Annotated in this window: 28 protein-coding genes; 11 read left to right on the top strand and 17 right to left on the bottom strand. The window is 46.1% G+C overall.

The window, feature by feature from the left end:
• The first annotated feature begins 2 nt into the window (after nucleotides 1–2).
• Entirely contained in the window at nucleotides 3–248 is a 246-nt protein-coding gene (locus ACK8OT_RS10915; RefSeq protein WP_410196544.1) for a hypothetical protein, read from the top strand.
• 159 nt (nucleotides 249–407) lie between these two features.
• On the opposite strand, the gene ACK8OT_RS10910 is transcribed toward ACK8OT_RS10915, so the two are convergent.
• The 8 genes from ACK8OT_RS10910 to coaBC all read right to left on the bottom strand — a co-directional run bounded on the left by ACK8OT_RS10910 (nucleotide 408) and on the right by coaBC (nucleotide 7,609).
• Nucleotides 408–1,010: an ABC-type transport auxiliary lipoprotein family protein gene (locus ACK8OT_RS10910; RefSeq protein WP_410196543.1), complete on the bottom strand. Its 603-nt coding sequence runs from the start codon at nucleotides 1,008–1,010 to the stop codon at nucleotides 408–410.
• A gap of 1 nt (nucleotide 1,011) precedes the next feature.
• Complete coding sequence (locus tag ACK8OT_RS10905; RefSeq protein ID WP_410196542.1) at nucleotides 1,012–2,064, bottom strand: MlaD family protein; 1,053 nt, start codon at nucleotides 2,062–2,064, stop codon at nucleotides 1,012–1,014.
• Nucleotides 2,057–2,878 carry an ABC transporter ATP-binding protein gene (locus ACK8OT_RS10900; RefSeq protein WP_410196541.1) on the bottom strand — a complete coding sequence of 274 codons (822 nt, stop codon included), beginning with the start codon at nucleotides 2,876–2,878 and terminating at the stop codon, nucleotides 2,057–2,059. Before ACK8OT_RS10900 ends, ACK8OT_RS10905 begins: the two co-directional genes overlap by 8 nt.
• Nucleotides 2,879–2,892: 14 nt before the next feature.
• Complete coding sequence (locus ACK8OT_RS10895) at nucleotides 2,893–3,972, bottom strand: ABC transporter permease (RefSeq protein ID WP_410196540.1); 1,080 nt, start codon at nucleotides 3,970–3,972, stop codon at nucleotides 2,893–2,895.
• Between the two features lie 304 nt (nucleotides 3,973–4,276).
• Nucleotides 4,277–5,107, bottom strand: a complete 831-nt coding sequence (gene mscS / locus ACK8OT_RS10890) for a small-conductance mechanosensitive channel MscS (protein ID WP_410196539.1) — start codon at nucleotides 5,105–5,107, stop codon at nucleotides 4,277–4,279.
• 185 nt (nucleotides 5,108–5,292) lie between these two features.
• Nucleotides 5,293–5,886, bottom strand: coding sequence for a nucleoid occlusion factor SlmA (gene slmA / locus ACK8OT_RS10885; protein ID WP_410196538.1), 594 nt, complete (start codon nucleotides 5,884–5,886; stop codon nucleotides 5,293–5,295).
• Nucleotides 5,887–5,930: 44 nt separating this feature from the next.
• Nucleotides 5,931–6,386 (bottom strand): dUTP diphosphatase, encoded by a 456-nt coding sequence (gene dut, locus ACK8OT_RS10880; protein ID WP_410196537.1) that lies wholly within the window; start codon nucleotides 6,384–6,386, stop codon nucleotides 5,931–5,933.
• 23 nt (nucleotides 6,387–6,409) lie between these two features.
• Nucleotides 6,410–7,609 carry a bifunctional phosphopantothenoylcysteine decarboxylase/phosphopantothenate--cysteine ligase CoaBC gene (coaBC, locus tag ACK8OT_RS10875; protein WP_410196536.1) on the bottom strand — a complete coding sequence of 400 codons (1,200 nt, stop codon included), beginning with the start codon at nucleotides 7,607–7,609 and terminating at the stop codon, nucleotides 6,410–6,412.
• Between the two features lie 119 nt (nucleotides 7,610–7,728).
• Between coaBC and radC the strand changes: the two genes are divergently transcribed.
• The 5 genes from radC (at nucleotide 7,729) to mutM (ending at nucleotide 10,427) form a co-directional block, all read left to right on the top strand.
• Nucleotides 7,729–8,403: a RadC family protein gene (gene radC, locus ACK8OT_RS10870; RefSeq protein WP_410196535.1), complete on the top strand. Its 675-nt coding sequence runs from the start codon at nucleotides 7,729–7,731 to the stop codon at nucleotides 8,401–8,403.
• 143 nt (nucleotides 8,404–8,546) lie between these two features.
• Nucleotides 8,547–8,783, top strand: a complete 237-nt coding sequence (rpmB, locus tag ACK8OT_RS10865) for a 50S ribosomal protein L28 (RefSeq protein ID WP_233072538.1) — start codon at nucleotides 8,547–8,549, stop codon at nucleotides 8,781–8,783.
• Between the two features lie 10 nt (nucleotides 8,784–8,793).
• The gene (rpmG, locus tag ACK8OT_RS10860; RefSeq protein WP_232801664.1) at nucleotides 8,794–8,964 is read left to right on the top strand and encodes a 50S ribosomal protein L33; all 171 of its coding nucleotides are present in this window, start codon (nucleotides 8,794–8,796) and stop codon (nucleotides 8,962–8,964) included.
• Between the two features lie 105 nt (nucleotides 8,965–9,069).
• Nucleotides 9,070–9,540: a hypothetical protein gene (locus tag ACK8OT_RS10855; RefSeq protein WP_410196534.1), complete on the top strand. Its 471-nt coding sequence runs from the start codon at nucleotides 9,070–9,072 to the stop codon at nucleotides 9,538–9,540.
• A 74-nt stretch (nucleotides 9,541–9,614) separates the two neighbouring features.
• Complete coding sequence (gene mutM, locus ACK8OT_RS10850; RefSeq protein WP_410196533.1) at nucleotides 9,615–10,427, top strand: bifunctional DNA-formamidopyrimidine glycosylase/DNA-(apurinic or apyrimidinic site) lyase; 813 nt, start codon at nucleotides 9,615–9,617, stop codon at nucleotides 10,425–10,427.
• On the opposite strand, the gene coaD is transcribed toward mutM, so the two are convergent.
• Entirely contained in the window at nucleotides 10,424–10,903 is a 480-nt protein-coding gene (gene coaD, locus ACK8OT_RS10845) for a pantetheine-phosphate adenylyltransferase (RefSeq protein ID WP_410196532.1), read from the bottom strand. The genes mutM and coaD overlap by 4 nt on opposite strands.
• Before the next feature lie 86 nt (nucleotides 10,904–10,989).
• On the opposite strand from coaD, the gene ACK8OT_RS10840 reads away from it, so the two are divergent.
• Together ACK8OT_RS10840 and ACK8OT_RS10835 are read left to right on the top strand one after the other, a co-directional pair.
• Nucleotides 10,990–11,976 carry a hypothetical protein gene (locus ACK8OT_RS10840; RefSeq protein ID WP_410196531.1) on the top strand — a complete coding sequence of 329 codons (987 nt, stop codon included), beginning with the start codon at nucleotides 10,990–10,992 and terminating at the stop codon, nucleotides 11,974–11,976.
• Between the two features lie 75 nt (nucleotides 11,977–12,051).
• Nucleotides 12,052–13,329: a nucleotide sugar dehydrogenase gene (locus ACK8OT_RS10835; RefSeq protein WP_410196530.1), complete on the top strand. Its 1,278-nt coding sequence runs from the start codon at nucleotides 12,052–12,054 to the stop codon at nucleotides 13,327–13,329.
• Nucleotides 13,330–13,440: 111 nt separating this feature from the next.
• Here the strand turns inward: ACK8OT_RS10835 and ACK8OT_RS10830 are convergent, their stop codons facing one another.
• Nucleotides 13,441–14,475, bottom strand: coding sequence for a glycosyltransferase family 9 protein (locus tag ACK8OT_RS10830; RefSeq protein WP_410196529.1), 1,035 nt, complete (start codon nucleotides 14,473–14,475; stop codon nucleotides 13,441–13,443).
• Nucleotides 14,476–14,578: 103 nt separating this feature from the next.
• Here ACK8OT_RS10830 and ACK8OT_RS10825 point away from each other — a divergent pair, with 103 nt between their 5' ends.
• Complete coding sequence (locus ACK8OT_RS10825) at nucleotides 14,579–15,283, top strand: 3-deoxy-D-manno-octulosonic acid kinase (protein ID WP_410196528.1); 705 nt, start codon at nucleotides 14,579–14,581, stop codon at nucleotides 15,281–15,283.
• Between the two features lie 111 nt (nucleotides 15,284–15,394).
• On the opposite strand, the gene waaA is transcribed toward ACK8OT_RS10825, so the two are convergent.
• Nucleotides 15,395–16,681 carry a lipid IV(A) 3-deoxy-D-manno-octulosonic acid transferase gene (gene waaA / locus ACK8OT_RS10820; RefSeq protein WP_410196527.1) on the bottom strand — a complete coding sequence of 429 codons (1,287 nt, stop codon included), beginning with the start codon at nucleotides 16,679–16,681 and terminating at the stop codon, nucleotides 15,395–15,397.
• 128 nt (nucleotides 16,682–16,809) lie between these two features.
• Between waaA and ACK8OT_RS10815 the strand changes: the two genes are divergently transcribed.
• Nucleotides 16,810–17,907 carry a CDP-glycerol--glycerophosphate glycerophosphotransferase gene (locus tag ACK8OT_RS10815; RefSeq protein ID WP_410196582.1) on the top strand — a complete coding sequence of 366 codons (1,098 nt, stop codon included), beginning with the start codon at nucleotides 16,810–16,812 and terminating at the stop codon, nucleotides 17,905–17,907.
• Between the two features lie 2 nt (nucleotides 17,908–17,909).
• On the top strand, nucleotides 17,910–18,683 hold the full coding sequence (locus tag ACK8OT_RS10810; protein WP_410196526.1) for a glycosyltransferase family 2 protein: 774 nt from the start codon (nucleotides 17,910–17,912) through the stop codon (nucleotides 18,681–18,683).
• A gap of 110 nt (nucleotides 18,684–18,793) precedes the next feature.
• Here ACK8OT_RS10810 and ACK8OT_RS10805 read toward each other — a convergent pair whose 3' ends face one another.
• From ACK8OT_RS10805 to ACK8OT_RS10780, 6 genes are all read right to left on the bottom strand, one after another.
• On the bottom strand, nucleotides 18,794–19,783 hold the full coding sequence (locus ACK8OT_RS10805) for a WavE lipopolysaccharide synthesis family protein (RefSeq protein WP_410196525.1): 990 nt from the start codon (nucleotides 19,781–19,783) through the stop codon (nucleotides 18,794–18,796).
• Between the two features lie 5 nt (nucleotides 19,784–19,788).
• A complete protein-coding gene (locus ACK8OT_RS10800; RefSeq protein ID WP_410196524.1) occupies nucleotides 19,789–20,970 on the bottom strand; it encodes a glycosyltransferase in 1,182 nt (393 codons plus the stop codon).
• 66 nt (nucleotides 20,971–21,036) lie between these two features.
• Nucleotides 21,037–22,131: a glycosyltransferase family 4 protein gene (locus tag ACK8OT_RS10795; protein WP_410196523.1), complete on the bottom strand. Its 1,095-nt coding sequence runs from the start codon at nucleotides 22,129–22,131 to the stop codon at nucleotides 21,037–21,039.
• 74 nt (nucleotides 22,132–22,205) lie between these two features.
• Nucleotides 22,206–22,937, bottom strand: a complete 732-nt coding sequence (locus ACK8OT_RS10790; protein ID WP_410196522.1) for a glycosyltransferase family 2 protein — start codon at nucleotides 22,935–22,937, stop codon at nucleotides 22,206–22,208.
• Nucleotides 22,937–24,526: a capsular biosynthesis protein gene (locus ACK8OT_RS10785; RefSeq protein ID WP_410196521.1), complete on the bottom strand. Its 1,590-nt coding sequence runs from the start codon at nucleotides 24,524–24,526 to the stop codon at nucleotides 22,937–22,939. Before ACK8OT_RS10785 ends, ACK8OT_RS10790 begins: the two co-directional genes overlap by 1 nt.
• Nucleotides 24,517–24,897 (bottom strand): HAD family hydrolase, encoded by a 381-nt coding sequence (locus ACK8OT_RS10780; RefSeq protein WP_410196520.1) that lies wholly within the window; start codon nucleotides 24,895–24,897, stop codon nucleotides 24,517–24,519. The genes ACK8OT_RS10785 and ACK8OT_RS10780 overlap by 10 nt, the downstream gene beginning before the upstream one ends.
• Nucleotides 24,898–24,909 lie beyond the last annotated feature (12 nt).

The raw sequence follows: 24,909 nt of genomic DNA, 5'->3' as shown, positions 1-24,909 counted from the left end.
CCATGATTAATGATCCCAACGTAATCGAAACCTTAGCTGAGTTAGAGGCTTTTTTACTATCCGTTGAAAGTGGCAGTTTAGGGCTCAATGACGCGGCAGGCGTGGCACTGGCCACCAGTAATGCCGATGGTCGTCCGTTTGTGGCGGTGTTAGACAGCCAACATCAACTGCTGCTTGGGCGTTGGGTGTCCCAAGAGGTTTATGAGAACGGTAAAGACATGGTACAAAATGGTGTTAAAAAGCACTAAATCGGCTGTTTAGCCTGAAGTGAAGCGGTAACTGCAAATGCAATTACCGCGCTACTTATCCCCAGGTTACCTCAAGATGTTTGTTCAGCGAGCCTGCCTCGTCTGTTAGGCGCAACGCTGATTGAGGCATAGTTATCTTACGTTGCAATAGAAATGGGCTTACTGTTCAAGTTTGGTGAGTTCAGCTGCCAGTTGCTCAAATATTTGGGTCATCGCTTGGCCTTGTCCCTTGGCTAACGCGGCAGGGTCTTTCGCGCTAAGCTCAACTCGGCTTGAGAGGGTTTTTTCCAATACGACGGTCGGACGTATATCCTTATTTTCAATTAACACAAACTGCATTTCCACCACAGCGGTAGGCGTGTGGCCGTCACGAAAATCACCAAATAACTTAGTGATTACTATTTGTAAGATTTGCTGGGCAGGTGTGCGCATGCTTGGTTGAGCTACCGAGTCGTAAAGGCCTGACTGTTCTAGCCAGAGCGCTACTTGGTTGCCTACCATCGCCTCTGGCTCGCTGATGTAGCGGTTGTAATAGTCGCTTTCAAACTTCACCTCGTCCATGCGATAGACCATCTGGGTTTGATTGAAAGGGGCGGTGCTACGTACATAATCGATACGTAGGCTATCACTGACTCTGTTCAGCGTTTTAGTTGGCGTGCTGGCTACCAGGACGTAGGTGCTTGGTTGCTCTACCGGTTTTCCTAGGCTGCAGCCGGTAATAAATAGCACGACAATGGTTGAAAGTAACAGGGATTTGAGCATGTTATTTGTCCTCAAGCTTTATTTTCTCGGGTGCACCACCAAAGATGATGCCTGATGGATTTTGTTTGGCGCTTTCTGAGAAATCCTTTAGGTTCTCGGCGGTTACGCGAAGATCTCGGATAATACTATTAATGTCGTATTGATTATCCATCATGATGGTATCGGCGCGTAATACGGCTTTATCTAGGTCTTTGATTAGTTTTTCGATATCTCCGCCATTGGCTAAGCTGGTTTTTAGACTGCTGGTCACAGAGGCTAAAGAGGCGACTGTTTGACGGATTTTCGGATCGGCTAATACTTGGTCTAAATTGGCGCTTGCTGAATTTATATGAGCCAGAGTTTGGTCCACTTTACCTTGCTTAATCAAGGTGTTTACTTCTGTTACAGCAGCGTTAGCTTGGTCTAAAAAGGCGATGGTCTCGTTAGATATCTGATTGGTATCGATGGCCGCTACTTTTTGATTTAGGGTGACAATCAGTTGATTTAGGTTCTGACCAATCATGGTGATATCGGCATCATTTAAGCTAGCAAGCACTTTTTTAACGCCGGCTATAATTTCACCGGTCGAGCTAGGTGCTGATGGAATATAGGTGTATTTGGGTTGCCAGTTAAAGTCTAGGTCGTCAACTTGGCTGGTTCTTACGTAATCAAGAGAAAGGTACTGTTGACCTGTGATCCCTGCGAGTTGAGTTTGAGCGCGCAAGCCCTTCTGCACGGATAATTGGACGTTTTTATGCCAGTCTTTGATGGTTTCTTCGCTACCCGTGAGTTCGCTACGAACAATCACATAAGATTTTCGCTGTTCACGAGGGACATCGGGCTCATAAATTACGTTTGATAAGTCTATCTCGACCACGGTGCCAAGCGGGATGCCGCGGTATTGTACCGGTGAGCCGACTGCTAAGCCTGAAACTGAATTATCAAAATAGGTTTCAAATATCACCTTGGGTTTAAATAGCGATCTTCCCCCGAGAATGAATAAGATAACAAACATTAACAGTAGGGCGATGACAACAAATAGGCCAAGTCGAAAGTGTTTTTGAGATTCATCCATTTTGTTTGCTCATTTTTTGCTGTTCTTGATCGGAAAGGCGATTAAAAAATTGACGCACCTTGGGGTTGTCGCTGTGGTCACGTAATGCTTGGGGCGATCCTTGGGCAATAATGCTTTTGGATACTGGGTCAAGCATAATAGCGCGATCTGCAATGGTAAAAATGCTTTGTAATTCATGGGTTACTACGACAAAGGTGCAGCCTAAATTATCGCGTAATCGCAGAATAGTTTGGTCTAAATTGGCTGCGGTAATGGGATCTAACCCAGCTGAGGGCTCATCCAGCATTAAAATATTAGCACCGAGTGCCATGGCTCTGGCGATCCCCGCGCGTTTTAGCATCCCCCCGGAGAGTTCACCTGGCATCAGGCTTTCGGCATAGCCCATTTCGACTAGGTTAAGTAAGATCCTTGCGGTGAGGTTTTTCTCGTTGATGCCAATATCGGTAAATTCATCAAGGGGAAAGCGCACATTTTGCAACACGTTAAGAGAGCCAAACAAAGCCCCACTTTGATACATGACCCCCAGTTGCCGTTGTAATTTGGCTTTCTCATCGCTATCAACGTTTACGATGCTGGTTTCATTAATTAAGATATCGCCCGACATCGGCGTATAAAGGCCAATCAGATGCTTCATTAGGCTGGATTTACCACAGCCTGAGCCGCCTAAAATCACCAAAATTTCGCCATGTTTCACATTGAAGCTGGCATCTTCTAATAAGATCCGCTCGCCATAGCCCATTTTCAGGTTCTTGACGTTAATTGCGTACTCTGATGAGGGAGCTGAAATTGCTGTGTTAGCTTGGCTTACTGTCATTGCTGCGCTTCCTGTTAGCTCGTGAGTACCGTGAAGAAACCGTCAATCACGACAATCCAAACAATACTGGTTACCACAGCGCTAGTCGTTGATAAGCCCACTGAAGTTGCTCCCGCGCCAGTGGTTAAACCTCGCTCACAACCAATGGCTGCGATAGTAAAACCAAATGTAAGCGCCTTGATTAAACCGATAATGAAGTCCCATGAAGATACCGCATGGAGCAATTCATTATAAAACTGTACAAAACTAATATCGAACTTTAGCAGCACCAGTGCGCCGCCAAAAATACCGATGAGATCCGCTAAAATGGTCAGCAAAGGTAACACCAGCATGGACGCCAGCAAGCGTGGCAGCACTAAAAAGTAGACGGGATTAAGGCCAAAGGTATGCAGGGCGTTTATTTCTTCGTTTACTTTTTGGGTGCCAATCTCAGCAGCAAAAGCGGCGCCCGTTCGCCCCGCAAAAACGATGGCTGTCATCAGTGGGCCCAGCTCGCGAAACATGGCAATGCCTATGCCATCGGCAACAAATAACACGGCGCCAAACTGTTGCGCCACGAGGCCGATTTCAAAGGCAATGATAATTCCCATCAAAAAGCCAATTAATAGTACGATGGGTACCGCATTGGCTCCGGCTTGAGTCGCGATGGTGAAAACCTCATTCCAGCGTACCTTATTGTTGCCTATTAGCGTGTTCCAAATAGCGCGAAAGCACTGTTTAAGAAATTGGAACATAATGCTGATATAGCTAAGTTGTTCTTGGGTTGCTTTACCTATGCCTATGAAAAAAGTGTCTTTATCTGCTGGCGCGGCGGTGGGCGTAGGCGGTTGTTTGGGGATCAGCGCGGCAATATTAGCATCTAAATTACGCAGGGTAATGGCCGCTTCAGCGGGCCGAGCGCGGTGAGTTAAATCATACAGAAAAGCGATACCTGTCGTATCTACATAACTTAATTTGCTGGCGTTAATGATGATTGGGGCATCGGGATGTTGTTCTAGCAAGTGATTAATTTGCTGCCATGACTGAGCAACGGAAGCTGATGTGATTCGCTCACTTAACTCCATTTCAATCTCAGTTTCGGTTTGCGAATTCATCTATGGTGATGCTCCAATTTCAATCTAGTGAGACTCAGGATCAGTTTAGCTTAGAAATAGTTTAGTGGACTAATCGTAGCCGTATTGTTAACGCCGCCTGCAATGAGATTGTTAACCGTATGCCAAGATCCAAGAGGTATTCTTAAGCCATAGCTTACTATTAAAAAATGTTAATCACATTAATGTGTTGAAACTTTTTAGTCGGATATTTATTAACGTGATATGAGTCAATGATATTAACTGATGAACGTAAAAAAGCCCACCGAAGTGGGCTCAAACAGGTAACAAGTTAGCGCCTAAGAACTTAGGCTACCTTGTTTAAATGCACGTCCATTTGTGGGAATGGAATTTCAATACCTGCTTCATCCAAGCCAATTTTGATTTGCTTGTGTAGATCGAAGTAAACACCCCAGTAATCTGCTGTGTTCACCCAAGGGCGAACGACGAAGTTCACTGAAGAATCTGCCAATGCCACCACTTCGATGGTTGGCGCAGGATCTTTAAGTACTTTTTCGTGTGCAGTAACAATACGTGTTAGCACTTCTTGGGTTTGCTTAAGATCGGCTTTGTAGCTCACGCCAATGACCATATCAACACGACGTGTAGGTAGGCGTGAGTAGTTCACAATATTGCCACCAAATACCGCTGCGTTTGGTACAACAACCACTTTATTGTCTGGTGTTGTTAACACGGTAGAGAAAATTTGGATTGAATCAACCGCACCCGCTGTGCCTGCGATTTCAACATAATCACCGGCTTTGAAAGGACGGAATAGGATAAGTAATACACCAGACGCGAAGTTTGATAGTGAGCCTTGTAGCGCTAAACCAATCGCTAAACCGGCGGCACCGATAATAGCAACGAAAGAAGCGGTTTGTACGCCAACACGGCCCAATGCCGCGATAATAACAAAGGCGATCACACCGTAACGCACTAAGCCTGCGACGAAGTCGACGATAGTTTTGTCTAGGCCTTTGCTAGACATGACTTTGCGGATACCACCGGCAACCATACCTGCGGCGATAAAACCGAAGAATAGGATCAGTGCAGCTGCTGCAATATTGACTGCGTATTCGATAATTAAGCCTTGGTTGTTCTGTAACCAAGAGCCTGATTCTTGGATCAATTCATCCATTTCTGAGCATCCTGTATTGTTAATTATGAGGAGAGGGCTTTTGCGCCGTTATATTAGCGCAATTTAGGATATAAACAATAGGTATAATCAAACTCAAAGCCGTTTGTGGCTCTCATTAATCCGTAGCTAAGAGGATGTTGCTGAAATAGCGTAAGTCGCTGACAACTTACGCTATCTTAATTCAATTAACTATTGAGTAATTGGCTGCGAATAAATTCCCATTGTTGGTCAAAATCCGCACTGGGTTTACGTTTAAATTGGGTGCGTACAAACTGATTTATCTTGCCTTCGGCAAAGGCCAATAGCAGGTTGGCTAACATGGCTTCATCTAAGTTAAAGCCTTTACCGTCTCGAATGCGCTTTTCTCTAAGAACTTGTTTAATTTGGGTTTCCAACTTTTCAAACAAGCTTTGAATGCGCTCACGCAGGCGTTCATTTTCACCTAGCAGGGCATCACCGGTTAAAATTCGGGTGATACCTGGGTTGCGCTCGGTAAAACTGAGTAGCAGATGTAAAATGTGGTGGACGCGATTAAAGGTATCTTTTTCTTCTTCAAGGATCAGGTTGATACGTGAGAGTAACGATTCTTCGATAAATTCAATCAAGCCTTCAAACATGCGCGCTTTACTCGGGAAATGACGGTACAACGCGGCCTCAGAAACGCCCACTTCCTTAGCTAATTTCGCCGTTGTAATGCGTTGTCCTGGCGCGGTTTCCAACATATGAGCCAGTGCTTGCAGTATTTGCTCTTTACGATTGGTTTTGCTATTTCCTGACATGGAAGTTCCTTTCACAAACCGAGTAAAAAATGGAATTGATTAGATTATTGGCGACCAGAATGACCAAAGCCACCTTCGCCACGCTCGCTGCTATCAAATTCATTGACGATTTCAAATTGGGCTTGTACTACAGGTACAAATACCAGTTGGGCAACGCGCTCACCGGGCTCGATGGTAAAGTCGGTTTGGCCGCGATTCCAACAGGACACCATCAGTTGACCTTGGTAATCAGAGTCAATCAGGCCCACCAAATTGCCTAACACGATGCCGTGTTTATGACCTAAACCAGAGCGAGGCAAAATTGTCGCCGCTAGGCTGGGATCATTAATATGTATCGCGATGCCCGTTGCCAATAGCTGAGTTTCGCCTGGTGCTAGGGTGACCGCTTGGTCGATACATGCGCGCAAGTCCATGCCGGCTGAGCCAGGTGTTGCGTAGGCAGGCAGTGGCCAAGTAGTCCCGATGCGTGGGTCGAGTATTTTTAATTCGATTTGTTTCATTTGTGCTGTCTTAAGTCTGCTAGCTAATTATTTTTATAATGTTGAGCGATGATTTTGAGTAGCTCTGTCGCCACTTGACGTTTATCCGCTAAGGCAATGTGGCTTACGTCATGCTTAGAAAACACGCTTAAACTATTTTGTTCGGCATTAAAACCTTGCCCCGCCTTGGCGACGTCGTTGGCGGCGATCAAGTCAAGATTTTTACGTGCTAACTTATCCTTGGCGTAATGTTCAACATCTTGCGTTTCGGCGGCAAAACCGACGCAAAATGGTCGCGGCACACTATTGGCGATATCGGCAAGAATATCAGGATTTTTTACCATTTTTACGACTAACTCATCATTACTTTTTTTGATTTTGTTAGCTGCCACCGATTCTGGACGATAATCCGCCACGGCGGCGCAGCCGATGAAAATATCGTGCTCGGCACTGCGTGATGTTGCAGCTTGGTGCATCTCTAGGGCACTTTCCACTTTAACTAGCTCTACGCCGCTTGGCGCGGTTAAATTTACTGGCCCTGAAATAAGCGTCACCTTGGCGCCCATATTAAGTGCCGCGTACGCCAGTGCATAGCCCATCTTGCCTGAGCTGTGATTAGACAAATAACGCACCGGATCGATAGCTTCGCGAGTGGGGCCGGCGGTTAGCAGTATGTTTACCCCAGCCAAAGGTTGGTCTGGATTAAGCTGGGCTAAACAAAGCTCAACGAGTTGCTCTGGCTCTAGCATGCGGCCCGGCCCGACATCGCCACAGGCTTGTTGGCCTTGGGCTGGCCCCCAAATAAGCACGCCGCGCTCGGCCAGTGTTGCCAAATTAGCTTGGGTGGCCGCGTTTAAGTACATTTGCTGATTCATCGCCGGTGCAATCGCGATGGGGGCTGGGGTGGCTAAGCACAAGGTAGACAATAAATCATCGGCAATGCCAACGCTGATGCGCGCTAAGGTATTGGCACTGGCGGGAGCAATTAACACCAAATCGGCCCATTTAGCTAATTCGATATGGCCCATACCGGCCTCTGCGGCGGGATCTAACAAGCTGTCTGAGACGGGGTTACCTGATACGGCTTGCAGGGTTAAGGGGGTGATAAAAGCTTGCGCGGATTGCGTCATCACAACCCTTACCTGTGCGCCGTGATCTTTTAGTCGGCGGATCAACTCTGCGCATTTGTAGGCCGCGATGCCGCCACACACACCGATAAGGATTTTTTTATTTGTTAGATCCATGGTCTTGCCCCAAAAAAATAAAGCGCAAAGATAACACACCTTAAATAGGAATTTCCCCTACTTGGATCATTGCCTTCGACTAGAGTTAAGGAATTGCTGAGTTGAGCGGACGGGATAATATGAGCATCAAACACTGGCCAGCAGCGGAGCGACCGCGGGAAAAATTATTAGAAAAAGGCGCGCAGGCGTTATCCGATGCGGAATTGTTAGCGATTTTTTTGCGCACCGGATGTGCAGGCCTTGATGCGGTGCAACTGGCGCGTCATCTGTTAACCGACTTTGGTTCATTACGCGCAATTTTAGGAGCGCAGCAAGCGCAGTTTTGCCAAGGTAAGGGGTTGGGGACGGCCAAATATGTGCAACTGCAGGCGGTGTTAGAAATCTGCCGCCGCTATTTAGCGGAGCAATTATATCGCGAAGATGCCCTGACTAGTCCGCAGGCAACACGGCAGTATTTAATGGCCAAAATGCGTGATTACAAGCACGAAGTGTTTGCTGCACTGCTACTGGATAATCAGCATAGAGTATTAAATTTCGTCGAGCTTTTTCATGGCTCCATTGACAGTGCCAGCGTTTATCCACGAATTGTGGTGGAACAAGTGTTGATAGCGAATGCAGCGGCGGTAATTTTAGTGCATAATCACCCGTCGGGAATTTGCGAGCCCAGTCAGGCTGATCGACGGATCACCGAACGACTGATCGCAGCCCTCGCATTGATCGATGTGAGAGTATTAGATCATTTAGTGGTTGGTGACGGTGAAACCGCTTCTTTCGCAGAAAGAGGGTGGATTTAGCCGAAAAATCGACCAGATTTGAACATTGTGTTGATCTTGTATGGGCTTTACTGTATAAAATGCGCCCTCGTAGTGCCTCGGGCGACGGCCACACGAGGTACTAATATTGCTCGAGCAAGAAGATTTATTTGGAGAAGAGTGACATGTCAAGAGTATGTCAAGTTACCGGTAAGCGTCCAGCTGTAGGTAACAACGTATCACATGCGAAAAACAGAACAAGACGCCGTTTTCTACCTAACCTACAAACTCACCGTTTTTGGGTTGAAAGCGAAAACCGCTTTGTAAAATTACGTACTACTACTAAAGGTATGCGTATCATCGATAAAAAAGGTATTGATGCAGTACTAGCTGACATCCGTGCCCGTGGTGAAAAGGTTTAGGAGATAGATTATGGCAGCTAAAGGCGGTCGCGAAAAAATTCGTTTGAACTCAAGCGCTGGTACTGGTCACTTCTACACGACCGACAAGAACAAGCGCAACATGCCTGAGAAGTTCGAGATCAAAAAGTTTGATCCAGTAGTTCGCAAGCACGTTATGTACAAAGAAGGCAAAATCAAGTAATTGATTCTCTCTTCTAGTGAAAAAGCTCAGCCTAGCTGGGCTTTTTTTATGCCTGAAATTCTTGCATTATGCATTATGAGCCTAGGCTAGTGTGGGAGAATATGGATGAGATTGAGCAAAAAGGCGTGGAATAACGTACTGATCTTTGCCGTGCTGGCGATGATTTTTATATTTAACTTCAGCCACAAAAAGATGCTGCATAATGAAAACAGCAGCCCTAAACAAGCCACGTTATTGCCAAGCCAGAGTATGATCTTGACTATGCAGGGGCCGGATTACACTGTTGAACGTATTGGCCGTAGTTGGCGTAGTCGCCCAGATATAGGGCTTGCACCCGAGCAATTAGCGCAAATGATGGAGGCGTGGCTATCCCAACCCTTAGCCACATTAGAATTACCCGAAGGACAATTACCGGTGAGCCAGTTTAGCCAAGAGTACCAATTTTGGTTAGCAGGGGTGGATGAGCCAGTCAGCTTGATCTTGTATCAACTAGAGACAGGTTTAGTGATCAGTAATTGGCAATCTCAGCTATTGCAGTTAGATGAGCTTAACATCCATAAACTATTGCCTCGGTAAGCGCGTATATAGCTTTTTTTACCTGCAACTTTCAGTAGTTTGGGTATCAAGCAATTTAAACATGGATATTTTCAATGCCTGAATTACCCGAAGTTGAAGTCAGCCGCCAAGGCATCGCGCCATTTGTCACTGGCGCGCAAATTAGCAAGATTGTGGTGCGCCAGCCGCAATTACGTTGGCCGGTGCCTGAGAGCATTCAAGAAGCATGTGGCCAAGTAGTTGAGCGGGTTGAGCGCCGCGCTAAGTATCTGTTATTGCGCACGCAAGTGGGCACCATCATGTTGCATTTAGGTATGTCGGGCAATTTGCGGGTGCTACCCGTGGCCAGTCCAGTGCAAAAGCATGACCATATCGATATTGAATTTGCCTCGGGTAAATTACTGCGATTGCATGATCCGCGTCGTTTTGGGGCTTGCCTATGGCTTAAAGGTGAGCCGCAATTGCATCCCTTGCTTGCCAAGCTTGGCCCAGAGCCGCTCACCGATGATTTTGATGACATGCGCTTATTCGAATGTTCGCGTGGCCGTAAAACGGCGGTGAAGCAGTTTATTATGGATAACGTCAATGTGGTGGGCGTGGGTAATATCTACGCGAATGAGAGCTTGTTTCGCAGTGGTATCAACCCTAAACGCGCCGCGGGCAATATATCCAAAGCGCGCTATCAAGTGCTGACCCAGCATATAAAAACCGTGCTAGCCGAAGCGATAGCCCAAGGGGGCACTACGTTGAAGGACTTTACCAAGGCAGATGGTAAGCCCGGTTACTTTGTGCAGCAGTTAGCGGTTTATGGCCGCGGTGGGCAGCCGTGCTTGGTGTGCCAGTCGGAATTAAAAGAAATCAAACTAGGCCAGCGTAGCACGGTGTTTTGTCCACAATGTCAGCGCTAACCTAGCTTCTCGCTAAGTGCCTGCTTAACATGGGCGGGCACCAGATCTTTTACATCACCGCCATGTTTGGCAATTTCTTTTACTAAGGTGGATGAAATAGCACTGTTTTCTGGGCTTGGCGTCAGTATCACTGTCTCTAAATCAGGATTAAGCTTACGGTTCATATTGGCTAATTGCAGCTCATAATCAAAGTCGTTACCGCCACGTACCCCACGTAATAAGACTTGCGCTTGCTGCTCCTTGGCAAAATCAGCCAATAACCCGGTAAAACCAACAATTTCCACCTGTTGCAAATGTGCCGTTGCTTGCTGTAGCAGGCTAACCCTGTGGTTTAAATCAAACAGCGGTTGCTTGCTGGGGCTTGCAGCTATGCTGATGATCACAGATCCAAACATTTTACAGGCACGTTCGATGAGTTCTATGTGACCATTAGTAACGGGATCAAAAGTACCAGGGTAAATTACGCGTACAGTCATTATGTTTGGTTCCTGTTGTCAGCTTATAAGTGTAAAACAGCACCATTATACTTAATCATGGAAATAAGATAAGAAGGAAGCTAATCGTGTTATTGAAGCCAAAGGGCGCATTAAGTTTGCCGTTGTTAGGCATGATCATGGCAGCATTAACTGGATGTAGTACATTTTCACCGTCGAAGGAAGTGGTTGAAAATAGTTTCGAGCCCGATAGTCCCGCGCCAAGCATCACCTTGTCTGACAGTTCTGTGCTGTCAGTTGATGTGCTCACTGATATCCAAGTTAAGTTTAATCCCGTGGCTTCTTTACCCAGTGACGTTAATGAAACGTCAGCGTTAGCGATGCGCTATGGCAAGCTGTGGACCATCAACGACAGCGGTGATGGTGCATTTTTGTACAAGCTCAATGTGAGCAATCAGTTTGTCGAAACCAAGCTGAAAGTGACCGATGCGGTTAACCATGATTGGGAGTCGCTGGCTCAAGATGACACGAATCTCTTCATCGCAGATTGCGGCAATAACGCAGGCAAACGGGACAAGTTCCAGATATATCAAGTGCCTTGGCACGAGATAGATGTCGCATCTAATGGCTCAAGATTGAGTAGTGAGCGGATTAATATTCGTTTTTCTGGCCAACATGATCGCTTGGAAGCTTATGATCATAACTATGATTGTGAAGCGATGACAGTGATTGATAACCAGCTTTGGTTGTTTTCTAAAAACTGGGCCGACTTAAATACGCAAGTTTATCGCGCTGAGATTGGCGTAACGCCACAAGTGTTAAACCCATTACAAACGCTACCGGTAAATGGTTTGATCACTGCGGCAGACTATTATGCCCCTACAGGTCGCTTAGCTTTATTGGGTTACAGTAAACAACGCTTATTTGGTCATGCCTTTATTTGGCTGTTTGATGTGGTGGGCGGCGAAATCGATTTAAGCCGTGCTCAGTATTACGAATTACCCGAATATGCTCAGTGGGAAGGATTAATTTGGAAAAATGACAAAACCTTATTGATCGGCGCCGAAAGCAGCCCACTAAGCTCGGCCAGTGTTGCGGAAATCATTCTGCCTTAACCATAATTACGCCGCCTAAATTGGCGGCCATGTACTAAGCTTTCTGAAAGGAAATATTGCTTTCAGGGAGTGAGTATGTCTAATTTGCAAATGCCCACCAAGGTTGCTGTGCTAGGCTTGGGTTATGTTGGTTTGCCCTTAGTACTTGAGTTTGCCAAGCATTTTGACACTGTTGGTTTTGATGTAAACGCAAAGCGGGTGGCTGAATTACAACAGGGTCATGATCGCACCTTAGAAGCAACGCCAGAGCAACTGGCGACCACTGCCGCTCGTTTTACTGATGACGTTAGCGCAATGGCTGATTGTCAGTTTTTTATTGTCTCCGTCCCCACGCCAATCGATAAGCACCATCAACCCGATCTTACTCCCTTGATTGGCGCATCCAATACCGTATCCAGTGTGCTAAAACGCGGTGATATTGTGGTATATGAAAGCACGGTATTTCCCGGCGCTACCGAAGAAGTGTGTGTGCCATTGTTAGAGCAAGGCTCAGGGCTGGTGTTTAACCAAGATTTTTATTGTGGTTACAGTCCAGAGCGCATTAATCCCGGCGATAAAGAGCATACCTTAACCAATATTACTAAAGTGACCTCAGGTTCAACTCCAGATGTGGCTGAAATTGTTGATGCTATGTATGCCAAGGTGGTCACGGCGGGGACGTATTTGGCCAGCTCTATCAAGGTGGCGGAAGCGGCTAAGGTGATTGAAAATACCCAGCGCGATGTCAATATTGCCTTAATCAATGAACTGGCACTGATTTTTGAAAAAATTGGCATTAACACCGAAGAAGTGTTGGATGCGGCGGCCACTAAATGGAACTTCTTGCATTTTCATCCCGGTCTGGTTGGTGGTCACTGTATTGGCGTTGATCCCTATTACCTCACCTATAAAGCACAAGAGCTGGGCTATCATCCGGAAATGATCTTAGCGGGGCGACGTTTAAACGATGACATGGGTATATACATTGCCGATCGGGTGGTGCGTTTAATGCTTAAACAAAAAATCCAAGTCAGCCAGTCTAAGGTGCTGATCATGGGGTTAACCTTTAAGGAAAATTGTCCTGATCTGCGCAATACCAAGGTGATTGACGTGATCCACGAGTTACAAACCATGGATGTGGATGTGAGTGTTTATGATCCTTGGGTCGATGCCGATGAAGCCAAACGTTATTATGACATTGAACTACATAATCAGCTGCCAGCCGAACAATTTGATGCCTTGGTACTCACCGTGCCTCATCGTGAAATTGTTGCCTTAACCGAAACGGATTACCGCGCTATCAGCAAAGACAACTGCGTGATCTTTGACGTGAAGCGGATATTTGATAGCCCCATGGTCACTGCGCGGCTGTAGCTAGTAGGAGCCCCAGTGATGGGGCTATGAATTCTGTTGTAGGAGTTTCAGTCATGGTGCGATGAGGTGTGTAAAATTATCGCTGCATTACTGCAGCTCCTACGGTCACCACTAGATAAGTTTATCTAGCTGCGCTTTGACCGCATCCAATGTGATGTCTTGCATTATGTGATCGCCTTTCACGCGTGTGGCCCAAGCTAATTGCTCTATGGGTTTATTGTGCTGTGCGGCCACATGCTGCTCATACACACTCACTACCTTATCTAAGTCATTATAGGGGCCGGTGCGTTTTGGGTTACTGTGGCCATAAAGGCCAATCACAGGTGTGCCTTGTGTTGTGGCCAAGTGGGCTGGGCCAGAATCAGGCGCGATCACAATATCTGCAGCAGAGAGCACAGCGGTCAGCTGTTTTAATGACGTTTTACCGGTGAGGTTAATCACCGGCTGCTGACAAAGCTTAATGATGCCATCGGCCAAGGCCAGCTCTCGCGGGGCGGGTGAGCCGCATAAGATCACTTGCAAACCGCGCTCATTTGCATAGTCAGCAATGGCGGCGTAGCGCTCGGTTAGCCAATTGCGCTCATCTTTGCTGGCAGCCGGGGAGATCACTAAGGTTTTATTGCCCTTAATGATGTCGCTAGCAAAATCACGTTCGGCTTGGGTTAGTGGGATGTGCCAATGAGGCTGGCTAAAAGGTACGCCAATATAGCGAGCAAAATCGGCAAAATTATCTAACACATGGATGCTGTTTGAGCTGGGCAAGTGACGATTGGTAACCAGCCATTGGCCTTCTTTGCTGCGATCTTTACTAAAACCTACGCGATATTTGGCTTTAATGCCTAACGACAAGGCGCTGGCACGCAGGGCCAATTGCATGTGCAACAGGGCATCGAACTTTTGCCCTTTTAAGGTTCGCCACACTTGGCGCATACCCGCAAAGCCTTGTTTCTTGTCGAACACAACTAGATTAATGCCGGGCATATCGGCCAGCAATTGCGCTTCAATTTTACCGCAAATCCAAGTGATTTGCGTGCTAGGCCAATGAGCTTGAATGGCTTGTACCACACTAATGGCATGGCACACATCGCCAATGGCCGATAGCCGTAAAACACATAAAGAAGCTGGTGCACTGGTAAATAAAGCCATTAGCCGATCCCAAATCATAATCGCGTGATAGAATCGAGAATTATGCAGGTCACTCAGGTATTTGTAAAATGCCTGTAGTTTCAACAGGTGAAAAGGAAACCCGATGCAACAGCGCGATCTGGCCAATGGTAAAATTTGGTTTAACGAAGCATTATTGACTGAAGATCCCAATGCTTGTTTTGATATAGCTTATTGGCAGCAACAAGATCGGGTCATTGGCTCGGCGCAGGGGCGCGGTACCACTTGGTTTATCAAAGGTGAGAAAACTGAGATGGCGCTGCGTCATTATCGCCGCGGTGGTTTATTCGGTAAATTGGTGGCTGACAGCTATTGGTTTACGGGCTGGCAAAAAACTCGCAGTTTGCAAGAGTTCAGCTTATTGCAAAAGCTCCATGAGCAAGGGGTTAAGGTGCCTGCACCTATTGCGGCCAGAGCGATTAAATCCGGTTTCACCTATCGCGCCGATATCTTGCAACAAAAGATCCCGCATAGCCAAGACTTGGTAGGCTTATTAAGTCAACAAACCTTGAGTGAGAATCTTTGGCATCAGATAGGTCAAACCATAGCGCAAATGCATCAAGCTAAGGTTAATCACACCGACTTAAATTGCCATAATATTTTGCTCGAACAGCAGCAACAGGTGTGGCTGATTGATTTTGATAAATGCTACCAGCAAAGCGGTAAGGGCTGGCAGCAAGGCAACTTAGACAGATTATTGCGCTCGTTCAACAAGGAAGTGACCAAGCGTAATATTCACTTTAATCAAGACAATTGGCAGGCGCTGCTAGCGGGGTACCGAGCCAAGTAGGAGCCGCAGTCCAGTGGGAGCTGCAGGAATTTGTGGGAGCTGCAGTAATGCAGTGATAAATATACACACCCAATCGCCCCATGACTGGGGCTCCCACAAATGACGGGGCTCCTACTCGGATTTAGCTGTTAACCAAGGTGTTAAGCCTTGTACGGTTTTAGCCACCGCCCCTTGATTTTGTTGTACTACTTTAAGCGCCGCTTGGCCGACTTGTCGTCTTAAATCCTGATCTTGTAATAGCTGCGCCATTTGCTCGGCCAATTGTTGGCTATCCTGACAAACCCATAATCCCTGCGCTTTAATTAACTGCTCGGCGATATCGCTAAAGTTGTAATAACTGGGGCCGGTAATCGTGGCTTTAGCTAGCGCGGCGGGCTCAAGCATATTGTGGCCGCCCACGGTATCCCCAATTAAACTGCCGCCCATAAACACGGCATCGCTGGCGTCGAGCATGATCAGCATTTCACCCATGGTATCGGCCAAATACACTTGGCAAGGCTGGCTAGCATCAAATCCCTGACTGCGGCGCTGCATGCTAAAGCCAGAATCAACACATAACTGCGCCATCGCATCAAATCGCTCTGGGTGGCGCGGCACTAAGATCAGTAAGCTATCTGGCAATTGTTTGAGCAGTATTGCAAATGCCGCTAATACTTGTTCATCCTCTCCCTTATGTGTGCTGGCCGCCACCCACACCGAGCGCTGTTCGCCTAATTGCTGACGCAGTAGTTTTGCCTGCTCGATAACATGGGTACTGATTTGAATATCGTTTTTAATTGAGCCGGTAACGGTCAGTGTCTCAGGGCTTATGCCTAATTGTGCAAAGCGCTGGGCGTCATCATTCGCGACACAAAATAGCCGATCTATCCGACTGCCAATCTGATTAAATGCCCACGGCACTTGGCCATAGCGCTTGGCTGAACGAGCCGACAGCCGCGCATTGATCACCGCAATAGGTAAGTCAGCTTGTTTCGCGCAGGCTAAGGTATTAGGCCAAAGTTCGGTTTCCATAATCAGTAAGCAATGGGGCTTGATGGTGCGAATAAAACGATTGAGGCAAATTGGCAAGTCAATGGGCATATAGCGATGGCTCAGCCAATCACTGTGTTTGGCCATTTGCGCCGCCCCTGTGCTGGTGGTGGTAGTGACCAAGAGTTGATAGTTTGGGTATTGCTGATAAAGCGCTTTAAGCACGGGGATAGCGGCAATCGACTCTCCTACGGACACGGCATGCAGCCAAATCACCGGACGACCATCTTCAAGTTTAGGTGTGATGCCAAAGTGCTCGCGCCAACGTTTGCCAAAGGTTGGCTTGCCGGGTTTACTCTTATACAAGCCAAATAATAAAAACGGGCTGGCGATGAGCATGAGCAAGGTATAAAGCAAACGGATAAGCATGGCACTGTCACTAAGTATTGGCAATATTGAGGATTTTAGCGTGCAAGCAAGGTTAAATGCTATGCCAATGATGAGAAATCCCTCGCTGAGCAGATTTGATTTTAGCTCTTTCGCTGCTTTTTGTTATGATGCAAAGAGTATTTAGAAATAGGGTGGAACAGGGGTTGTCGACCAAGCGTTATTTATTTTACATCGCGCAAAATTATGCCTATGCCATGTTGCGCCCTTTACAGGACGCTATTTTAGCCCGAGGCGATCAAGTCTATTGGTTTTTAGAAGGCAGCGAAGTTAACCCTAACCACCTTAAGTCGACAGAGCTGCGCTGGCATTCGGTTGCGGATGTGATTGCTTGGCAACCCGATGTGGCTTTTGTGCCCGGTAATGTGGTGCCTAGCTTTATTCCGGGACTAAAAGTGGCCCTATTTCATGGCTTTGATACCGGCAAGCGTAAAAGTGAAGGTAACAAGGGGCATTTTGCCATTCGTAATTGCTTTGACTTGTATTGCACCCAAGGCCCAAGCACCACGGGGCGCTTTCAAGAGCTAGCCAAACAGCACGGCCATTTTGAGGTGGTTGAAACTGGTTGGGCGGCGTTGGATCCTTTGTTTAAGCCGATGGCCGATAATCCCTATATGAGCCAAGATGGGCGTAAAACCGTGCTGATGTGTTCTACCTTTTCTAAACAGATCTCTTGTGCTCGCACCTTGTTTGACACGGTAAAGGACTTAATGGCGACCGATGAATGGCGCTGGCTAATTCAGTTCCACCCGAAAATGGAACCGGAAGTGGTGCAAATGTACCAAGCATTGTGCGACGAAATGCCCAATGCTCAGTTTATCGAAACCGACAATGTGTTGCCTTTGTTAACCGCGGCGGATGTGATGTTGTGTGATACCTCATCCATCGTATTAATGTTTTTAATGTTGCAAAAGCCGGTGGTGACCTTTAACAACAAGGTGCCGGGGCCACATTTGTATAATATTACCGATGCGGCTGAAGTGCATCATGCCTTAACTCATGCTCTGACTTACCCGGCGGCTTTGATGCAGGGGATAGCTGATTATACTCAGTCACTGCATCCCTATCGCGATGGTCATTCGAGTGAACGAGTATTGGCTGCGGTGGATAATTTGCTGGCCAAGGGCACATCGCATTTAAAAGCTAAACCAAGCAATCTTATTCGCCATTTAAAAATGCGCAAAAAACTGGGCTACTGGAAGATTTAGTTATGAGCAAAAAACACAGCTTATCCGTAATTTTAATTACTAAAAATGAAGCCGATAGGGTAGAGCGCTGTTTGCAATCGGTGGCCCCTATTGCCGATGAAATTATTGTATTGGATAGCGGCTCAACCGATGACACCGTGGCGATTTGTCAGCGCTATACGGATAAGGTAACCATCACGGATTGGCCTGGATTTGGCAAGCAAAAGCAGCGCGCGTTGGATAAAGCGACTGGCGACTGGGTGCTATCCATTGATGCTGATGAAGCATTGGATGAAACCATGCAGCAAAGTATTGCAACGCTGTTATCGCAACAGAGCATTGCGTGCACTTCGTATCGTTTACCTTGGGGGGTGACGATTTACGGCAAAACCCTGAAATATGGTCGTAGTGCCCGTGCGGTATTGCGTTTGTTTCAGCGTGAAGGGGCGCGCTATACCTTAGATGAAGTGCATGAAACGGTCATACCCGCTGAAGGTAAAAAGGGTAAGCTGAACGGCTTGTTACTGCACTACACGCAAAGGGATTATGGTCACGGCCTTGAGAAAACCGCTAAATATGCTTGGCTTGGTGCGCAAAAATACAATCGCAAGGGCAAAAAAGCGCGGCCTTTCCCGATGATTTTTATCGGCGGGCTTTGGACCTTTATCTTGATTTATTTTATTCGTCGAGGTTTCTTGGACGGCAGTATCGGCTTTATTGTTGCAATGAGTTACGCTCAGGCAAACTATAACAAACACATGGGGTTATGGTTGTTACAACATAAGCAAGCCAAATAAGTCAGCAATATCATTTGGCAAGCTTGGTTTATTGGGTTCTTATTTGAGTATTGAACTCATATTAGGCTGGACGTGTTCACGACATCTACTTAGTGTGTGATTGCGGCTGCCTAACGGCAGCCTCGGATTAACCGTTTGATCAATTTGTAGCTTGTCTGTAATGCTACAGGACGGATTAATAACCAGCGCATCATGGCTAGCTTCAGTGTTTGCCACTTATCCACTGGTTCATGCATACCACAATAGCGATTATATAGGCTCTTCCATTCATTAAATTGGTAGTAAGAATAGCGACCGCTGGCACGGTTGGCTCTAGCCTTACCTAAAAATTTCTTACATAGCCCTAATCCAATTTCTTCAGGCGAAGCGATTACCAAATTGCTGGCAATAAAGCGCTCACTTTGTACGAGCTTATTTGCGGTAATGTCATGTAAGTGGTTAATGTTGAAATTCTTATCGAAGTTTTGGATAGCGTACATCCAGAACAGCTGGGTACAATCTATAGGGTAGTAGGGATAATGTTTGTTTGGGAATTTTTCTTGATCGATATCGTAATCAGGTAAATAAGCAAGATCCCAAATTTTAATCAGGTCGGTTGTCAGACCGAAATAGAAAAAATCAGAAAAATGGTAGGCAACGGGCAACCCTTTGGCGTATTTACGGGTGAAGGTGTTGGTTATAACAACCCGTTCAACAAACAGGCTGTCGGGTTCATTTCTCGTGTTATAGCGTGCTTGTAATTCAACAAATTTATTAGATGTTAATATGTTATCAGTACGTAACTTAACCGCATATTTAGTTGTTACCGCTTTAAGGCCATTTCGGCTGGTCGCAATTTGGCGATTATTATTGAGTATTCTTGGCTTCTTGTTCTTGGTGAAATGGCGTAGATTGGGGCCTGGGTCTTCATTTAGAATTAGCTCATCATAGTCAAGGCCTGATAAGTCTTGATTATGCCAAGTGGATAGAATGATTTTGGCGCCAGGCAGATGTTGGCGCACTGAGGCTAAACAGTCGCTGGTAATATTCTCATCAATATGCCTGTTATCGTATACCTGTACAGGGCCTTGTACTACGACAGTGATATCTGCAAAATTCATTTTCACTAAGCCTTTTTATCTGTTTGTTGTTGATTGTTTTCAACTAACGCCAATTGCGCTTGGACGATATTGGCAAACGATAAATGCTTAATATCATCGTATTTAGGGTAAATGGGGTTGGCGATGTAGCTGCGTATTTTATCCCCTAATGCTGTCGCATCCCCTTTTGCTACCATTCCTTGGCTCAGGTTTCCAGTCAGAATTTCATTCGCGGGGCCACAGTCTGTACTAACCACAGGGGTTCCGCAAGCCAATGCTTCGGTGATGACGTTAACAAAGCCTTCTACATCTGAGCTCAATACAAACAAATCTGCATGCTTGTACCAAGGATAGGGGTTACTGGCAAAACCGGGAAATATCACCTTGTCTGTAAGATCTAAACTTTGCACCAGTTTATCTAGCAGTGGTCGTTGATTGCCTTCACCTAAAATCACTAATTGATGATTCGGTAAGTTGGCATGATGAAAAGCCTTGATTAAGATATCAAAGCGCTTCTGACGGCTAAGACGGCCAACGCCTAGAATATAGTTAGAGGGGTGTTCAATCGGCTCACTGGCTAGTGAGGCGACCCGATTAGCATCAAAAGGATTATTAATGACGCTAAGTGTTTGGGGTTGAATTTTGTGTTGATTAAGCTGTTGCTGTAAGTCCTCGGCAATGAAACGAGATACAGCAAATAATTTCTTATTACTAAACAAGCGAGTAAAAATAGCCTGTTGACACCACTCTTTAACGCCTGTGGTTGGCTTTGGCAGTGCGAAGGGTAAATGTAGGCTATAAACGACTCTTTCATTGGCTAGCCACCAAGTGCGTTTGATACTGCGTATGCCACGCACGAATATTGCGTCAATTGGGCCTTGTTTTTGCTCTAATTTCGCGATTTCTGCGCTGACTAAGGGGGCGAAAATGGGTTTAGCTAAGATAGCTTCACTGCTACGAACTAGCTTTCGCAGCAATCCTTTGTATAGTCCATAATAGGCCGCCTTGTGGGGGCGTTTAAGCAGATATCCTGCTAGATCTAATGTGATCACTTCGGCGGCAAAATCAATCTCCAACGCTCTGCCCTGCTGTAAGCAAAGAATACTAACGCGATGGCCTTGCTGGCTTTGGTAGCGAGCAAGCTCTACTGTCATTTTTTGGATGCCACCGATATTTAAATCATGGATGATATAAAGGTAATGTTTCATGAGAATATCATATCAACCAAAGTCGCGACTTTTTTGCAAATGACAAAGGCACTTAAAGTTCGCATGTTATTCTCCTAGCAGCTGGTAAAAAAAGTTAAGGTGCTGCGCGATGGTGACCTCTGAGCTAAACTTCTCAGCCAGCCTTTGTTTAGCCTGTTGCCCCATTTTATCTAACTGGGTTTTATCCTTGGTTAACTGATTGATAGCTGTGGCTAAAGCTAGGCTGTCTTTAGGTGGAATAATCACGCCTGTGACCCCTTGCTCAATTAACTCAGGAGCTCCGCCCGTGGTTGTTACGATAGACGGTGTGCCATTGGCCATGGCTTCAATAATGGTACGAGGTAATCCCTCACCACTGATTGAAGGTTGCAATTGCACATCCGCCATGGCCATTAGTGAAGGAACATCACTGCGGTGGCCTAAAAAGTGAATCCGGTCGCTCATTTTACTGTTCTTCATTGCGGCAAAATGAGGTTCAAAACCATGTCCCGCCAATAATAAGTGGAAATTCGGATTTGAAATCTCGTTAGTGGCCGCCAGCAACACGTCAATGCCTTTACTTGGGCGAACATGAGCCGCACAGATGCCAACTATGTCGGTTTCTTTTAAGCCCAAGGTGCTTCTATCAGTTGGTGCAACTTTATACCAGTCTAGGGAATGACCTTTATAAATGGTGATTACTTTGTCTTTGTTGCGCCAAACTTTGCTTTGAACATCTTCTTGAACCGCTTTTGATACACAAACTACAGCATCGACACGGGGGTGCAATATGGTTAGATACGCGCTGGGATCATGACGATATAAACCACCTGTGGTGCCACGATAAACAATAAATTTAACCTTAAAGCCAATGCAAGCAAACCCAGCATTGGGGATGGTTTTAGAATTGAATGCGTAGCAAATGTCATAGTCATGAGCGCTTAGCTCACGACGAATTTTGGCTATGGTATCAAAGCAAATTTTGCGCTTGGGATAGCAATCCACGACTTTTATCCCGTGTTCTTCCAAACGCTTACAGTATTCTGCTTCACCTTGAGTCATCACAGTGATGTCATGGCCCATTTGTGCTAACCCAACAAACAACTCCGCTTCGGGCCGGATGCTGTTCCATGCGTGTTTGTAAGAAGCGCAGACTAATATTTTTAGCTTTTTTTGTTCCATGTATTGTTATTTCTTGAGCGGTTTAGCAAGTAAATAGGGTCACTACTATACATTAATCATTTGAGTTTACTATGTTAAGTCAAAGCACGTTGCTTAAAGCTATCGTACTCGGCGGGCACGCCACAGAATATGACTTCATCTCGGTTTATGAGGTGATAATGTATGGCTTTGCCTTTGGCAATTAAATAGTTATACAGGGGAGCAATGTACAGCTCGCCTTGATCCCATTGAGATGGCGGTAAAGCGGCATAGTGATAATAAGCATCGAGATAATCTTGGCTGTTGGCAAAATAATACAGCCCAGTGCTGCACAAATTTGAAATAGGCCGTTTTTCGGCTGTTTCAATGACGCGGGTTGAGCTGGCTGATGCCGGTTTGGCAAATGACCAGTTGTCGCCACTACCTTGAAAAACCTCAAGGTATCCGTCACATTGCGCTTGAATGTCCGGCATTTTAAAATTCGGCCGAAAGGTATCAATGTTAAAAATAGTAATAGGTTGATTGACTTTACCTAACTGCTCTAGGCCAAGTGTGACGGTTTCTGCTTGGCCGCGGGTTGGTGCGTCAAGTTCAATTATTTGCAGTTGCTTGATGCCGATTAGCTGCGCTTGTTGTTCAACAAATGCTCGGGTTTGATACAAATCGCGGACTATAAAGACAAATACTTCATCGGCAAAATAGGCTTCAAAGCTTTTAACCGCGTGTGCAAACAAGGTTTCGTCATGTGCCATGAGCATGTACTTAGGTTGTTCATATCCAGCCTTAAAAAAGCGTGAACTCAGCCCCGCCATTGGAATGACTATCATCAGACGTCCTCTATTAGTAGTTGATATAAACGAAAGGCATTAGCCATCAGCGCTGCTTGGCGTTGTGGATCGTCGCTGTGCAACGGCAGCATAGATAAAAATAATTGAATCTGCATGGCGTATAGCGCTTGGCGAGATAGAGCAAATTGTGCTTCAACCTGCGCCATAAAATATTGTTGCGTGGCTTTTAGCTCTTTAGGTTGTAAAACCTCAAATTGAATATGAGCGTTGTCGATGTCTAGCTCGAAGTAGCCAGCAATCAGCCAATCATACAAGCCAATGATGGAGTGGCTCAGTTTGGCTAAGTCGTAACGGGTATCACCGTAAATCGTCAGGGTTTCATCCGGTGTTAGCCCGCGTGGATCAATGGTCTTGATACTATTGGTGCGAAAGTCATACAAAATATTACTAAAGCAAAAATCACCATGCATTAGGCTGTGCTGGCCAGAGGTGGTGGGTAAATACCGCTCACTCTGTTGCTGTAGCTGCGCTAACGATAACGTGAGTTCATTATTAAAGTGCCATTGTTGGTCTAGAGTAATTCCCTTACTTTGGCAAAATTGCGTAAGTCTTGCCGTCGTTTTACTGCTGAATAAGTCGGCAAGTTGCGCGGCGGGAGCGGCAACGGGAGCTAAGTGCTGGCGACATTCGCTAACAAAATGCAAGCAGCCGTTGATGATCCGACGCCACACCATATCAGGCAAGGCTGAAAAGACGTATAGTTCGTTTAAGGCGGTGTGGTGCAGATATTCTAGCCTGTAGCCTTGGTTTTGACTGGCGTGATGCGTGATTGCGCCAAGGTATTGCGGAGTGAAGGTGCGCATCATCGCAGGCAAATGCTCAAACCAATGTGCTTCAGCTTGAATTTTAATGCTTTTATTACTCGATTTTTCAATCCAACGGGGTGTGATGGTGAGCTCATTAAAGGCGCGTTGTGTGGTGTATTTAGCTTTTGAACGATAGTAAGTATTGACGTGGCCAAAGTCGAGCCAGTTATCAACCCGTATCGGTGTCAGCCCAACACGTTGATGGTACAGATTCATGCCACCGTTAAATTGCCAATGAGCTTTAATTAAGCATTGAATGAGTTGTTTGGGTTGACTGCATTTGAAGTAACCACTGACGACATTAGTACTATCTAGCTCTGCGCGAACCTCATTGGTTTTTAATAATTCATTTTCATCATGGGTGATCACGGCCCAGTTATAACTGTTTTCGACTTCGCTGACAGCGATAATGTCTTCCCCCTTGGGCAGGTTGGGGATCAAGGTATCACCAAACAGAATGGATAATGGCTGGTCGAGGTTGTGTCCCATCAGGTTCAAAGCAGAGATCAGCGATGCGCCTAAGGATATATCATCGGGGATCGGAAGCAGAGTTACCTGATGTTGTATCAGCCAGGCTCGGTCATAAGGATTAAGTTGATAACTCTCTGGTATGGTTAAATAAATCCGTTTTCCCGACGGGGCTGATTGCACTTGATGCTGAAACAAGCGCTTATTACCTAAAGGTAAAAATGCAGGCGGTATAGTGCCAAATTCAGATTCTAGCTCTTGGCTAATGTAAGCCGCCGACATAATCAGGAACATGCTTTTTCCTTGGCCAGCAGGGCCTCAATTTCGGCAAAACTCATGCTAGCAAACTCTGAGGGACGTACCGAGCGATCATCAATATAGAAACCGTCATGGCCACACCAAGGCTTGCCAACGATCACCTCGTCATAAGGTACGTTATGCTTATCCAGCCATTGCGTGATAATGGGTAAGGTGTGAATATTGATTTTACCTACATTGCCTTCATGGGTACGCATATTGCGCGCGGTGTGAATGCAAATAATAAAGCCATCGGCATGGTATTTTCGTAGCTGTTCAATTACTTCAAGGTTGGGGGCGACATTAGGGTAATCATTTGTGTCTGCTAAAGTAATCGTACCATCTAAATCAACAACGAGTTTTTTCATATTTTTTCCAAT

Origin of the sequence: Motilimonas thetidivivens (assembly GCF_046452435.1) — a bacterium.
Taxonomy (GTDB): Bacteria; Pseudomonadota; Gammaproteobacteria; order Enterobacterales; family CBDFNC01; genus Motilimonas.
The sequence above is the reverse complement of the archived record's forward strand: the minus strand, read 5'-3'. Positions and strand labels throughout refer to the sequence as shown.

Bases quoted from the DNA above. Each gene is read 5' to 3' on its own strand.
- ACK8OT_RS10915 (WP_410196544.1), top strand. From the start codon at position 3: ATGATTAATGATCCCAACGTAATCGAAACCTTAGCTGAGTTAGAGGCT.
- ACK8OT_RS10910 (WP_410196543.1), bottom strand. From the start codon at position 1,010: ATGCTCAAATCCCTGTTACTTTCAACCATTGTCGTGCTATTTATTACC.
- ACK8OT_RS10905 (WP_410196542.1), bottom strand. From the start codon at position 2,064: ATGGATGAATCTCAAAAACACTTTCGACTTGGCCTATTTGTTGTCATC.
- ACK8OT_RS10900 (WP_410196541.1), bottom strand. From the start codon at position 2,878: ATGACAGTAAGCCAAGCTAACACAGCAATTTCAGCTCCCTCATCAGAG.
- ACK8OT_RS10895 (WP_410196540.1), bottom strand. From the start codon at position 3,972: ATGAATTCGCAAACCGAAACTGAGATTGAAATGGAGTTAAGTGAGCGA.
- mscS (WP_410196539.1), bottom strand. From the start codon at position 5,107: ATGGATGAATTGATCCAAGAATCAGGCTCTTGGTTACAGAACAACCAA.
- slmA (WP_410196538.1), bottom strand. From the start codon at position 5,886: ATGTCAGGAAATAGCAAAACCAATCGTAAAGAGCAAATACTGCAAGCA.
- dut (WP_410196537.1), bottom strand. From the start codon at position 6,386: ATGAAACAAATCGAATTAAAAATACTCGACCCACGCATCGGGACTACT.
- coaBC (WP_410196536.1), bottom strand. From the start codon at position 7,609: ATGGATCTAACAAATAAAAAAATCCTTATCGGTGTGTGTGGCGGCATC.
- radC (WP_410196535.1), top strand. From the start codon at position 7,729: ATGAGCATCAAACACTGGCCAGCAGCGGAGCGACCGCGGGAAAAATTA.
- rpmB (WP_233072538.1), top strand. From the start codon at position 8,547: ATGTCAAGAGTATGTCAAGTTACCGGTAAGCGTCCAGCTGTAGGTAAC.
- rpmG (WP_232801664.1), top strand. From the start codon at position 8,794: ATGGCAGCTAAAGGCGGTCGCGAAAAAATTCGTTTGAACTCAAGCGCT.
- ACK8OT_RS10855 (WP_410196534.1), top strand. From the start codon at position 9,070: ATGAGATTGAGCAAAAAGGCGTGGAATAACGTACTGATCTTTGCCGTG.
- mutM (WP_410196533.1), top strand. From the start codon at position 9,615: ATGCCTGAATTACCCGAAGTTGAAGTCAGCCGCCAAGGCATCGCGCCA.
- coaD (WP_410196532.1), bottom strand. From the start codon at position 10,903: ATGACTGTACGCGTAATTTACCCTGGTACTTTTGATCCCGTTACTAAT.
- ACK8OT_RS10835 (WP_410196530.1), top strand. From the start codon at position 12,052: ATGTCTAATTTGCAAATGCCCACCAAGGTTGCTGTGCTAGGCTTGGGT.
- ACK8OT_RS10830 (WP_410196529.1), bottom strand. From the start codon at position 14,475: ATGGCTTTATTTACCAGTGCACCAGCTTCTTTATGTGTTTTACGGCTA.
- ACK8OT_RS10825 (WP_410196528.1), top strand. From the start codon at position 14,579: ATGCAACAGCGCGATCTGGCCAATGGTAAAATTTGGTTTAACGAAGCA.
- waaA (WP_410196527.1), bottom strand. From the start codon at position 16,681: ATGCTTATCCGTTTGCTTTATACCTTGCTCATGCTCATCGCCAGCCCG.
- ACK8OT_RS10815 (WP_410196582.1), top strand. From the start codon at position 16,810: ATGCAAAGAGTATTTAGAAATAGGGTGGAACAGGGGTTGTCGACCAAG.
- ACK8OT_RS10810 (WP_410196526.1), top strand. From the start codon at position 17,910: ATGAGCAAAAAACACAGCTTATCCGTAATTTTAATTACTAAAAATGAA.
- ACK8OT_RS10805 (WP_410196525.1), bottom strand. From the start codon at position 19,783: ATGAATTTTGCAGATATCACTGTCGTAGTACAAGGCCCTGTACAGGTA.
- ACK8OT_RS10800 (WP_410196524.1), bottom strand. From the start codon at position 20,970: ATGAAACATTACCTTTATATCATCCATGATTTAAATATCGGTGGCATC.
- ACK8OT_RS10795 (WP_410196523.1), bottom strand. From the start codon at position 22,131: ATGGAACAAAAAAAGCTAAAAATATTAGTCTGCGCTTCTTACAAACAC.
- ACK8OT_RS10790 (WP_410196522.1), bottom strand. From the start codon at position 22,937: ATGATAGTCATTCCAATGGCGGGGCTGAGTTCACGCTTTTTTAAGGCT.
- ACK8OT_RS10785 (WP_410196521.1), bottom strand. From the start codon at position 24,526: ATGTTCCTGATTATGTCGGCGGCTTACATTAGCCAAGAGCTAGAATCT.
- ACK8OT_RS10780 (WP_410196520.1), bottom strand. From the start codon at position 24,897: ATGAAAAAACTCGTTGTTGATTTAGATGGTACGATTACTTTAGCAGAC.